This is a genomic window from Streptomyces sp. NPDC054834, from assembly GCF_053611185.1.
The window spans coordinates 70,004-82,056 of sequence record NZ_JBSGZV010000007.1 but is presented as its reverse complement, the minus strand read 5'-3'; the positions used below and the strand labels follow the sequence as shown (position 1 = coordinate 82,056).

The following is a 12,053-nucleotide window of genomic DNA, read 5'->3' as shown; positions in this document are numbered from 1 at the left end:
ACGTGCTGACAGGGCGGACGTGGCAACTCTGGCACATCTTCGCAGGGCCGTAACGCGGGGGTCCGCTAGGAGGCATTAGGGGTTTTGGCGCCACGTTCACCCACTTGTCCATTTTTGTCTACCTGTTCGGCGGCGGCCCCTCGATCGGGCGCCCGAGCACGCCGGGCCGCCGCTGCCACGGCCGGGGCCCGGCCGGCGGGCGGTAGGCGACGCCCAGGGCGTCGAGCCTGCGGTAGTGGGCGGCCATCCGGCGCTCGAAGCCGGCGAAGTCCCGTTCCGCCGGGGCGGGCAGGGCACTCCAGGCCACCTCGGCGAAGGCGGCGAGCCGCGGGAAGGTCTGGTAGTCCACGCGCGCGGCGTCCTCCATCACCTCCGTCCACACGTTGGCCTGGGTGCCCAGCACACGGCGCGCCTCCTGCTCGGTGAGCTGCGGCGGAACCGGCTCGAAGCGGTAGACGTCCTCCAGGGTGCGCACGAAGCCGATCGGTACGGGTTCGTCGGCGCCGGAGTCCTGGCGGTGGTCCAGGTACACGTACTGCTCGGGGCACATCACGACGTCGTGGCCGGCCCGCGCCGCCGCGATCCCGCCGCCGTACCCGCGCCAGGACGACACGGCCGCGCCGTCGGCGAGCCCGCCCTCCAGGATCTCGTCCCAGCCGATGAGTCTGCGTCCGCGCGCGGAAAGCCACTTCGCGAAGTGGCCGACGAACCAGGACTGGAGTTCGTCCTCGTCCGCGAGACCGAGTTCCTTGATACGGGCCTGGGCGGTCGGCGATCGCCGCCACTGTTCCTTGGGGCATTCGTCGCCGCCGATGTGGATGAACTCCGACGGGAAGAGGGCGAGTACTTCCTCGAACACCGCCTCGTAGAAGCGAAGGGTGTTGTCGGTGGGGGCGAGTACGTTGGGATTGATCCCCCAGGTGTCCCAGACGGAAAGGGCGGTGGTGTCGATGACGTCGGTGTTGCCGAGCTCGGGATACGCGGCGATGGCGGCCTGCGAGTGGCCCGGTACGTCGATTTCCGGGACCACGGTGATATGCCGCTCGGCGGCGTAGGCGACGATCTCCCGGATGTCGTCCTGGGTGTAGTGGCCGCCGTGCGGCTTTTCGTCCCACAGCGGTGAGGCCCGATGGCCGAATTTCGTCCGCGCCCGCCAGGATCCGGTCTCGGTCAGTCCCGGATACCGCTCGATCTCGATCCGCCAGCCCTGGTCGTCCGTCAGATGGAGGTGAAGGACGTTGAGTTTGTGCGCGGCCAGGAGATCCAGATAGCGCAGCGCGCCGTCCTTGGGCATGAAGTGCCGTGCGACGTCGAGCAGGAGGCCGCGCCAGCGGAAGCGCGGTGAGTCCTCGACGGTCCGGTGCGGGATCGCATGGGTGGCGTCCGGGCGCACGGGAGCGCGCCGGAAGGCGTCGGGGCCGAGCATCTGACGCAGGGTCTGGGCGCCCCAGAAGACCCCGGCCGCGTCGCCGCCGCGGATCTCGACGCCCCGGCCGGCGACGACGCCGAGCCGGTACGCCTCCGGCTCCAGCGTGTCGTCCAGGCGCAGTCGTACGGAATCGCGCGCGTCCTCCGGCCCCGGCGGCAGGGGCAGGCCGAGGGCGGCGCCGAGCGTGGAGCGCAGCCAGCGCTCCGCGGTGCCGGTGCCCGGGGCGGCCCACAGGGTGGTGTCCCGGTCGAGCGTGACGGCGTGGCCCACCGGGCCGTCGTCGATGGTGCGCGGTGCCGGAATCAGTTCGCTCACGTCAGCCCTCGTCCCCCAGTCGCCGGAGCGGGCGTTGCAACATGCGCAACGACCGTTTCACGCATCACAACACCAGGAAGGCTAGGGGCGCGCCGACACGCCGACAAGAGGTCTCGACCACGTCCCCGCGCGGGCGCACGAAAGCCCCCGGGGCGTGCCACGCACACCCCGGGGGCCTCGCCGACAGCTACCTGCCGCTACTTGTCCTTGCCACCCTCGTCGCCGCCGCTGCCCATGGAGTCGTAGATCTCCTTGCACATCGGGCACACGGGGTACTTCTTCGGGTCGCGGCCCGGCACCCACACCTTGCCGCACAGCGCCACGACGGGGGTGCCGTCGAGGGCGCTCGCCATGATCTTGTCCTTCTGGACGTAGTGGGCGAAGCGCTCATGGTCGCCGTCACCGTGGGACACCTGCGGCGTCGGCTCAACGAGGGTCCCCGTACCAGTCCCGCGCTCGGGCTCGAGAGTGCTCATACGCCCCAGGGTACTGAAGCTCACACGCATCAGTTGAGCGTAGGGTCGTCCGGATAGGTGGCCACCATCGCCAGCTCACTGCGCTGGCGGCGCAGCACCTCGCGCCAGAGTCTTTCCGGGGACGGGGACGAGACGTCGCCGGGCTCGGATTCGACGACGTACCAGGCACCCTCCACCAGCTCGTCCTCCAGCTGGCCGGGGCCCCAGCCGGCGTATCCGGCGAAGATGCGCAGGGAGCCGACGGCAGAGGCGAGCAGCTCCGGCGGGGCCTCCAGGTCGACGAGCCCGATCGCGCCGTGCACCCGGCGCCAGCCGAGCGGGGCGCGGTCGCCGTTGGTACCGCCGGGGATGACCGCGACGCCGAGCGCCGAGTCCAGCGACACCGGGCCGCCCTGGAAGACCACGCCGGGCTCGCCGGTCAGATCGGCCCAGCCCTCCAGGATGTCGCCCACATCCACCGGGGTGGGGCGGTTGAGGACGACGCCGAGGGAGCCCTCCTCGTCGTGGTCGAGAAGGAGCACCACCGCACGGTCGAAGTTCGGGTCCGCCAGGGCGGGCGTTGCCACGAGCAGCCGCCCTGTGAGCGAGGACACCTCGGTCATGCCAGACATGATCCCGCATCTTCCCTTCGCATGGGGAGCCAATCGGTGCCCGCGAGTGAATGCAGCTCAGGGCGCAACGATGCGCGGCCGAGCGCGCGGCCGGGGCGGTGACGGGACGTGGCCGACGGGAAACGGTTCGTGTTGTGACACAGCTATGACCTAGCTGGGCGGTCCTTGGGCTTACGGGAGGGGGGTAATGGGCGATTACCCTGTCTCTCCGGCCCCTGCGCAAAGTGATCGGCCGACCCCTGCCCGACTCATCGGAACGCGAGATACATGACCGTCAACGACGATGTCCTGCTTGTCCACGGCGGCACCCCGCTGGAGGGCGAGATCCGTGTCCGCGGCGCGAAGAACCTCGTGCCCAAGGCTATGGTCGCCGCCCTGCTGGGCAGTGCGCCGAGCCGACTGCGCAACGTTCCGGACATCCGTGACGTGCGCGTCGTACGCGGCCTGCTCCAGTTGCACGGGGTGACGGTCCGTCCGGGTGAGGAGCCCGGCGAACTGGTCCTCGATCCGACGTACGTGGAAAGCGCGAACGTCGCTGACATCGATGCCCACGCCGGTTCGAGCCGCATCCCGATCCTGTTCTGCGGTCCCCTCCTGCACCGTCTCGGCCACGCCTTCATCCCCGGCCTGGGCGGCTGCGACATCGGCGGCCGGCCCATCGACTTCCACTTCGACGTGCTGCGGCAGTTCGGCGCGACGATCGAGAAGCGCGCGGACGGCCAGTACCTGGAGGCTCCGCAGCGGCTGCGCGGTACGAAGATCCGGCTGCCGTACCCGTCCGTCGGCGCGACCGAGCAGGTGCTGCTGACGGCCGTACTCGCCGAGGGCGTCACCGAGTTGTCCAACGCGGCCGTCGAGCCGGAGATCGAGGACCTGATCTGCGTTCTGCAGAAGATGGGCGCGATCATCGCGATGGACACCGACCGCACGATCCGCATCACCGGTGTGGACAAGCTGGGCGGCTACACCCACCGTGCACTCTCGGACCGCCTGGAGGCCGCGTCCTGGGCGTCGGCGGCACTGGCGACCGAGGGCAACGTCTATGTCCACGGCGCCCAGCAGCGGTCGATGATGACCTTCCTCAACACCTACCGCAAGGTGGGCGGCGCGTTCGAGATAGACGACGAGGGCATCCGCTTCTGGCACCCCGGCGGCCAGTTGAAGTCCATCGCGCTGGAGACGGACGTACACCCCGGCTTCCAGACGGACTGGCAGCAGCCGCTGGTCGTGGCCCTCACGCAGGCGACCGGCCTGTCGATCATCCACGAGACGGTCTACGAGTCCCGTCTGGGCTTCACCTCCGCGCTGAACCAGATGGGCGCCCACATCCAGCTCTACCGCGAGTGCCTGGGCGGCTCCGACTGCCGGTTCGGCCAGCGCAACTTCCTGCACTCCGCGGTGGTGTCGGGCCCCACCAAGCTCCAGGGCGCCGACCTGGTCATCCCGGACCTGCGCGGCGGCTTCTCGTATCTGATCGCAGCGCTGGCCGCCCAGGGCACGTCCCGCGTCCACGGCATCGAACTGATCAACCGCGGCTACGAGAACTTCATGGAGAAGCTCGTGGAACTCGGCGCCAAGGTCGAACTCCCGGGCAAGGCGCTCGGCTGACCCCAGCCCCACCCCCACCGCCCGCCTCCGACCCGGGCAGCCCGCTCCTCGTCCGGGGGGCCGGGGGGCCGGGGGTTGCCCCGGGGCAAGGCGCTCGGCTGAGCCGGCCCCGGCCGCACCCCCAGCCACGGGCAGCCCGCCCCGGCTGGGGTCCGGGGCCCTGGGCGGGGGGGTGTACGCGGTCAGGAGCTGCGAGCGTTAATGGGGCGGCACCCGGAGTCCGGGTGCCGCCCCATTGGCGTTCTACAGGCCGTACACCGTCCCGTGGCATACGGACGGCAAGGTCACTGGCCCTTGGCCGCTTCCTTGAGCTTGCTGCCCGCGGAGACCTTCACGCTGTAACCGGCCGGGATGTTGATGGGCTCACCGGTCTGCGGGTTACGAGCGGTACGAGCGGCACGGTGGGTGCGCTCGAAGGTCAGGAAGCCAGGGATGGTGACCTTCTCGTCGCCCTTGGCGACGACCTCGCCGACGGTCTCGGCGAACGCGGCCAGCACTGCGTCGGCGTCCTTGCGGGTCACCTCGGCACGGTCGGCCAGCGCGGCCACCAGCTCACTGCGGTTCATGTTGTTACTCCCGTGTTCTTCTTGCCGTTGAGGCGTGCCACGCGGCAGAGCCGCATGTCGGGCACGGCCATGCCGATGCTGCCAGGGTCCTCGGAGAGTCCCCGGACCCGGGTCCGTCGTCAGACCCTCGCGCCCAGGGACGCATCCTGCCCCTACCTGCGGCGGGAAAGCCAATCCGGCACCCGTAGGAGTCGTGAGAACACCCTAGGGAGTCACACGAAAAGAGTGCCCGAGCGTGGCCGACACCCTAGACGGCGGCTCCGCGCGCCGGGTTCCACGACGCGCCGGTACGACGCCCCGCCGTGGGGATGCTCACAAGGCTATGCACATCACCCACGGCAACGCATACCCGCCCCGCGGCCTACAAAGCCGCGCCCACCGTCTTGGCCGCCTCCCGCACCGCGCCGGCCACGGCACCCGCGACCTTGTCGTTGAACACGCTCGGGATGATGTAGTTCGGGTTCAGCTCGTCCTCGGTCACCACGTCGGCCAGCGCCTGCGCGGCGGCGAGCATCATCTCGGGGTTCACCGTTCGGGACTGCGCGTCCAGCAGACCGCGGAAGACGCCCGGGAAGACCAGCACGTTGTTGATCTGGTTGGGGAAGTCGGAGCGGCCGGTGGCCACAACTGCGGCCGTCTGGCGGGCGATTGCCGGGTCCACCTCGGGGTCCGGGTTCGCGAGCGCGAACACGATCGCGCCCTCGGCCATGGCGGCCACGTCGTCACCGTCGAGGACGTTCGGGGCGGAGACGCCGATGAAGACGTCGGCGCCGCGCACGGCCTCCTTCAGGGTGCCAGTGAGGTTCTCGGGGTTGGTGTTGTCGGCGATCCAACGCAGCGCCGAGCCGACCGGGGCGTCCACCAGGTCCTCGCGGCCCGTGTGCACGACACCTTGGATGTCGGCGACGACGGCGTTCTTCACACCGGCGGCGATCAGCAGCTTGAGGATGGCCGTACCGGCCGCGCCGGCGCCGGACATCACGACGCGGATGTTCTCAATTGCCTTGCCGGTGCAGCGAAGTGCGTTCTTCAGGGCGGCGAGGACGACGATCGCCGTACCGTGCTGGTCGTCGTGGAAGACGGGGATGTCGAGGGCCTCGCGCAGCCGCGCCTCGATCTCGAAGCAGCGGGGCGCGGAGATGTCCTCCAGGTTGATGCCGGCGAACCCGGGGGCGATCGCCTTGACGATCTCGACGATCGCGTCGGAGTCCTGGGTGTCCAGGCAGATCGGCCAGGCGTCGATGCCGGCGAAGCGCTTGAAGAGGGCCGCCTTGCCCTCCATGACGGGCAGCGCGGCCTTCGGACCGATGTTGCCGAGACCCAGCACGGCGGAGCCGTCCGTCACGACCGCAACGGAGTTGCGCTTGATGGTGAGGCGGCGGGCGTCCTCGGGGTTCTCGGCGATCGCCATGCAGACGCGGGCCACGCCGGGCGTGTAGACCATGGAGAGGTCGTCACGGTTGCGGATGGGGTGCTTCGACGCCATCTCGATCTTGCCGCCGAGGTGCATGAGGAAGGTACGGTCCGAGACCTTGCCCAGCGTGACGCCCTCAATGCCGCGGAGCTCCTCGACGATCTCGTCGGCGTGCGCGGTCGACGTGGCCGCGATGGTGACGTCGATACGGAGCTTCTCGTGGCCCGACGCGGTGACGTCGAGGCCGGTCACCGAGCCTCCGGAGGACTCCACGGCGGTGGTGAGCTGCGAGACTGCGGTTCCGCTCGCGGGCACCTCCAGCCGGACCGTCATCGAGTAGGAGACGCTGGGCGCCGTTGCCATGGCCGACTTCCTCTGCTTTCACCGTGTCTCGGGTAATGCCGTCCGATCGTCGCACCTACCGCCGAGTAGGCGTTAGCCAGGCCGCATTGAGAACGTTTTGTTCACAACAAAAGAGGCCCACGTCACATCGGACGTGGGCCTCTCGAACGTTCAGTGACACCGACCCGCCATGCTCGCCTCGCGGCAAGTGGTCGCTCGTAGCGACTAAGGTTGGGCCCGGGGGCTTGGATCGGGCCGGTGCCACACCCAGGCTAACAAACGGATCCCGTAAGGCCATTCCCCTACGGACGGTTCACAGGAAACCGGGACACAGGCACCGGACCTCAGTCCCGGAGCAGATCCGGCACCCCGGCCGCGTCCGGCTGGTCCCGCTCCCCGGAGACCACCGTCAGCTGCTGGGTGGCCCGGGTCAGCGCGACGTACAGCACCCGCAGCCCGGCCGGCGACTCGTCGGCGATCTCCGCAGGTGAGACGACCACTGTGGCGTCGTACTCCAGGCCCTTGGCCTCCAGGCTGCCCAACGCCACCACCCGGTCGCCGAGCCCGGCCAGCCAGCGGGCGGCCTCCGCGCGCCGGTGCATGGCGACGACCACGCCGACCGTGCCGTCCACCAGGTCCAGCAGCCGCTCGGCCTCCGCGCGCACGGTCTTCTCCAGCGAGTCGCATACGACGCTGAAGCGGGGCTCGACGCCGGTGGAGCGCACGGCCGACGGGGCCTCGGAGCCGGGCATGGCGAGGGCGAGGATCTTCGCGGCCAGTTCGGCGATCTCCGCCGGGTTGCGGTAGTTCACGGTCAGCTGGAAGCGGCGGCGCGGCCGGGTGCCCAGGGCCTCGTCGCGGGCCTCGGCCGCCTCGTCCGGGTCGGACCAGGAGGACTGGGCGGGGTCGCCGACGACCGTCCAGGTGGCGTGCCTGCCCCGGCGGCCGACCATGCGCCACTGCATCGGCGTGAGGTCCTGCGCCTCGTCGACGATGACGTGCGCGTACTCGATGCGTTCCTGCGCCAGCCGCTCGGCCCGCTCGCGCTGGGACTCCTCGCGGACCGGCATCAGCTCCTCGAGGCCGGTGAGCTGGTCCATCGGGTCCAGCTCGCGTCTCTTCTTCGGGCGGGCGGGGGCGCCGAGGACGGCCTGGAGCTCGTCGAGCATCGCGATGTCGTGCACGGAGAGGCCGTCCCGCTTGAGGGAGCGGGCGACCTTGCGGACCTCGCCGGGGTTCAGGATCCGCCGGGCCCAGCGGCCGAGCCGCCGCTCGTCCGCCATGGCCGCGAGGACGGCCTTCGGGGTCAGCTCGGGCCACCAGGCGTCGAGGAACGCGAGGAAGCTGTCCTCCGTACTGACGTCCTCGTCGAACGAGGACCGCAGCTCGGCGGCCAGCTCGGGGTCCGTGTGCCGGGTGCCCGCCCCGGACTGGGCCCACAGAGCGTCGAGCAGCAGCTTGCGGGCGCGGGGGCGGAGCAGGTTGACGGGTGCGGTGCCGCCCAGGGCCGTATGGCGGACACGCTCCAGCGCGCCCGCCCCCAGCTCCAGCCGCCGCCCGAAGGCGACCACGCGGAGCCGGTCCGGCGGACCGGCGGGGGTGTCCTCGTCGCCGAAGGCGAGCTGGCCCGAGGCGGCCGGGTCCGCGCTGCCCGTGCCGCCGACCGGCCCCAGTTCCAGAGCCCCCCGGGCCGCCTTCCGCAGCACCTTCAGCATCCGGTACGAGCCCTTGGCGCGGGCCACGGACGGGGAGTCGTACAGGGTGGCCTCGGCGCCCTCGACCAGCGAGCCGATCGCGCGGATGGCGACCTGTCCCTCCTCGCCGAGCGAGGGCAGCACGCCCTCGGTGTACGCCACGAGCAGCGGGGTCGGCGAGACGATCAGGATGCCGCCCGCGTACCGGCGCCGGTCCTGGTAGAGGAGGTACGCGGCCCGGTGCAGGGCGACGGCCGTCTTGCCCGTGCCCGGCCCGCCCTCGACGTAGGTCACGGAGGCGGCGGGGGCGCGGATCACCAGGTCCTGCTCGGCCTGGATGGAGGCGACGATGTCCCGCATGGTGTGCGTACGGGCCTGGCCGAGGGCGGCCATCAGGGCGCCGTCGCCGATCACCGGCAGTTCGCCGCCGTCCAGGTGTGCCTTCAGCTCGGGGCGCATCAGGTCGTCCTCGACCCCGAGGACCCGGCGCCCCTTGGAGCGGATGACGCGCCGGCGGACGACCCGGCCGGGGTCGACCGGGGTGGAGCGGTAGAAGGGGGCCGCGGCGGGCGCCCGCCAGTCGATCACCAGGGGGGCGTAGTCCTGGTCGAGGACGCCGATGCGGCCGATGTGCAGGGTCTCGGCGATGTCGGCCGTACCGTCGTCCCGGACGGCTCCCTCGGCGGGCTCGACCGCGGTGTACGCGCCGTCGGGGCCCTTCTTTCCGTCCTTGCCGAGCAGCAGGTCGATCCGGCCGAACAGGAAGTCCTCGAACTCGTTGTTCAGCCGGTTCAGGTGGACGCCTGCCCGGAAGACCTGCGCGTCGCGTTCGGCGAGCGCGCCGGGGGTGCCGACCTGGCCGCGCTTGGCCGCGTCGTGCATGAGGAACTCGGCCTCGTGGATCTTCTCCTCGAGGCGCCGGTACACCCGGTCCAGGTGTTCCTGTTCCACGCTGATCTCTCGGTCGCGCAGGGAGTCCTGCGCCGAGTCCTGAACCGAGCCGACCGCGGATTCCTGTTGAGCCTGAGCGGCCACCGGGCCCCCTTCTGACGTGCTGGGCAGCCGTCAACCGTACGCGAAGAGGGCCCCTCGATGCGAGGGGCCCGCCCGGCCGACCGGCCGGAAACACCCGGGCCCGGCGCACACACCTGCGGCGATGCCACAGACGCACACACCGGGCCCGGATCGCCCGTGCCGGTCGGGAGACGCCTACGCGTCGATCTGCACCAGCTTCTTGCCGTCGAAGGTCATGACCTCGAAGTGATCGATCTCGTTCGCCTTGAAGGCGGCGCCGCCCTGGGCGTAGAGCGGTTGCTTGGCCTTCTCCGTCTTGGCGTCGGGGATGCCGTAGCCCTCGTTCGGGACCGACCAGGAGGTCATCGTCTCGCGCTCGCCGTTCTTGCCGACGGCGATGAGCGAGCACTTCAGGGGGCCCTTGACGTTGCTGATCTGGACGACGCCCGCGGTGCCCCAGTCCCTCTGCTTCATCGCCACGGTCGCGGTGACCTTGGTGCTCGCGTCCGTCGCCGTGACCCTGTCGGACATGGTGTTGAACGCGTCCTTGGCGGTGGCCGTCAGCGTCGTGCCCTGCTGGGCCGAGTCACTGCCGCCGTTCACCGCCATCACGGCCACCGGACCGGTGATGATCAGCGCGGCAGCCGCGGCGATCATGTAGAAGCTCCGGCGGCGCTTCTGGGCGTGACGCTCGGCGACCTCGTCGACCAGATTGTCCATCAGCCGCGGCGTGGGCTTGGCGGACAGGGTTTCGCCGATCGCGGGTGTCCCGGTGCCCGGGAGGTCCGCGAGGGCGGCCAGCATCGGCTCCATCCCGGCGAGCTCGTCGAGCTGCTGGGCGCACCACTCGCAGGTCGCGAGATGCGCTTCGAAAGCGGTTGCTTCCGCGTCGTCGAGGATGCCGAGGGCATAGGCGCCGACGGTTTCATGCTCGTTGGGCACCGGGCCCTGCCTGGGGCTCATGGGTCCAGACATACCCGGACCTCCCGCTCCGAATCCCCCGTAGACACTCATCACGCCGTCACCCCCCGCTCCTCCAGTGCGAGCTTCATCGACCGCAGGGCGTAGAACACCCGAGAGCGGACCGTGCCGCTGGGAATGCCCAGCGTCTCGGCCGCCTCGTTGACGGTACGCCCCTTGAAGTACGTCTCGACGAGGACCTCCCGGTGGGCAGGGGTCAGGTCGTCGAGCGCGTCCGACAGCGTCATCAGCCACAGCGCCTTGTCGATCTCGTCCTCCGCGGGGATGACCTCCAGCGGCGACGGATCGACCTCCTGCGGCCGGGCCTGCCGGCTGCGGTGGCCGTCGATGACGATGCGACGTGCGACCGTCACCAGCCAGGGGCGTACCGATCCGGTCGCTCGATTGAGCTGGCCGGCGTTCTTCCAGGCACGGATGAGCGTCTCTTGCACGACGTCCTCGGCGCGTTGCCGATCACCGGCGACCAGCCGAAGGACATACGCAAGGAGTGGTCCGGCGTGCTCGCGATACAGAGCACGCATCAGCTCCTCATCTGGTTCCGAGGGCTGGGACATGCGATGTCGGGCCCTCGATCCACGTTCATTGGCCACGGCCGCATCCTTGCGCACGCCCACCTCCGGTGTCCGGGGGTTCCCCCAGTCGGTCGCTCGCCCACACGTACGGATGTGGCCCGCGGTGTGTTCAAACCCGAGTGACAAATTTCTCGGGGATGACGTGACGAGGGGGACATGCGCGCACATTCCCACCGCATGATCTTTACATTTCCGACACATCGCCGAGCGGGCCGGAGCTGCCCGCACGGCACCGAAGGCAAACGCGGTGTTGTCGAAATCACTTCGACGCCAGACCGGTGCTTAGTTCACAGAAAGCACCTACCGGACACTCACGCTCGCGCGAGTGCCGCCCGCCGACGGTGCCTCGCGACCCGTTCCCGGTTCCCGCAGACCTCGCTCGAACACCACCGCCGGCGCCGCCCGCGGGACGTGTCCACGTACATGATGGGGCAGTTGTCCCCCTCGCACTCCCGCACGGCCGCCCACGCGACCGGATCGGTCAGCAGCTCCACGGCGTCCCGGGCGACGGCCGCGAGCAGCGCCGCGCAGCACGGCGGGCCGTCCAACTCCCCTACGAGTGCGCCGCTCTCGGCACGCACCGCGCGCGGGACCGGGGGCGCGGGCCGGGCGAAGTCATTGAGGCGGGCGAGCGCGAGATCGTACGGAACGCTGCCGGTGCCGGGCCCGGGCGTCCGGGAGTTGGCGCCCGCCCGCATCAACAGGTCGACGCATCCGCGCAGTTCACGAAAGCCCGCGAGCCAGGAGCCGTCGGCGTGCGCCAGGGGGGTGCCGGGCGGTACGAGTCCCGAGCCGGTGATCCAGGCGCGCAACGGCTCGACGGAGTAGAGCCGTTCGCCGGGGTGGGTGGTGGAGAGGAGATCCAGGCAGATCCGCCCCGCGTCGAACCGCAGCTCGTACCGGTCCGTGGCCGTACCCAGTGCCATGTGCCTGTCACCGCCTTGGGCTGGGGAACCGTTCCCCCTCCCACAGTGCCTGCCCACGCGCGGAGCCGGAACCCCTCGTACCGGCGGCGGGCACGCCCCGTCTCC

At 70.5% G+C, this 12,053-nt stretch carries 10 protein-coding genes; 1 reads left to right on the top strand and 9 read right to left on the bottom strand.

Translation table 11 applies throughout. The features are described from left to right. Positions 1-118: 118 nt before the first annotated feature. The 3 genes from ACWGJM_RS12185 to ACWGJM_RS12175 all read right to left on the bottom strand — a co-directional run bounded on the left by ACWGJM_RS12185 (position 119) and on the right by ACWGJM_RS12175 (position 2,822). Positions 119-1,744 carry a beta-N-acetylhexosaminidase gene (locus ACWGJM_RS12185; RefSeq protein ID WP_453411571.1) on the bottom strand — a complete coding sequence of 542 codons (1,626 nt, stop codon included), beginning with the start codon at positions 1,742-1,744 and terminating at the stop codon, positions 119-121. Positions 1,745-1,941: 197 nt separating this feature from the next. Further along, positions 1,942-2,220: a DUF3039 domain-containing protein gene (locus tag ACWGJM_RS12180; RefSeq protein ID WP_310777786.1), complete on the bottom strand. Its 279-nt coding sequence runs from the start codon at positions 2,218-2,220 to the stop codon at positions 1,942-1,944. Between the two features lie 29 nt (positions 2,221-2,249). Next, positions 2,250-2,822, bottom strand: a complete 573-nt coding sequence (locus ACWGJM_RS12175; protein ID WP_453411570.1) for a YqgE/AlgH family protein — start codon at positions 2,820-2,822, stop codon at positions 2,250-2,252. Positions 2,823-3,098: 276 nt separating this feature from the next. Between ACWGJM_RS12175 and murA the strand changes: the two genes are divergently transcribed. Continuing rightward, positions 3,099-4,439: a UDP-N-acetylglucosamine 1-carboxyvinyltransferase gene (murA, locus tag ACWGJM_RS12170; protein ID WP_453411569.1), complete on the top strand. Its 1,341-nt coding sequence runs from the start codon at positions 3,099-3,101 to the stop codon at positions 4,437-4,439. 284 nt (positions 4,440-4,723) lie between these two features. On the opposite strand, the gene ACWGJM_RS12165 is transcribed toward murA, so the two are convergent. The 6 genes from ACWGJM_RS12165 to ACWGJM_RS12140 form a co-directional block, all read right to left on the bottom strand. After that, positions 4,724-5,005 (bottom strand): HU family DNA-binding protein, encoded by a 282-nt coding sequence (locus ACWGJM_RS12165; RefSeq protein WP_067273695.1) that lies wholly within the window; start codon positions 5,003-5,005, stop codon positions 4,724-4,726. A 361-nt stretch (positions 5,006-5,366) separates the two neighbouring features. Further along, positions 5,367-6,782, bottom strand: a complete 1,416-nt coding sequence (locus ACWGJM_RS12160) for a malic enzyme-like NAD(P)-binding protein (RefSeq protein WP_453411568.1) — start codon at positions 6,780-6,782, stop codon at positions 5,367-5,369. A 323-nt stretch (positions 6,783-7,105) separates the two neighbouring features. Beyond that, a complete protein-coding gene (locus ACWGJM_RS12155; RefSeq protein WP_453411567.1) occupies positions 7,106-9,490 on the bottom strand; it encodes a HelD family protein in 2,385 nt (794 codons plus the stop codon). Positions 9,491-9,664: 174 nt separating this feature from the next. Next, complete coding sequence (locus tag ACWGJM_RS12150) at positions 9,665-10,432, bottom strand: anti-sigma factor family protein (RefSeq protein ID WP_453411566.1); 768 nt, start codon at positions 10,430-10,432, stop codon at positions 9,665-9,667. Positions 10,433-10,482: 50 nt separating this feature from the next. Continuing rightward, a complete protein-coding gene (locus tag ACWGJM_RS12145) occupies positions 10,483-11,004 on the bottom strand; it encodes a sigma-70 family RNA polymerase sigma factor (RefSeq protein WP_010039908.1) in 522 nt (173 codons plus the stop codon). A gap of 329 nt (positions 11,005-11,333) precedes the next feature. Further along, entirely contained in the window at positions 11,334-11,948 is a 615-nt protein-coding gene (locus ACWGJM_RS12140; RefSeq protein WP_453411565.1) for a CGNR zinc finger domain-containing protein, read from the bottom strand. Positions 11,949-12,053 lie beyond the last annotated feature (105 nt).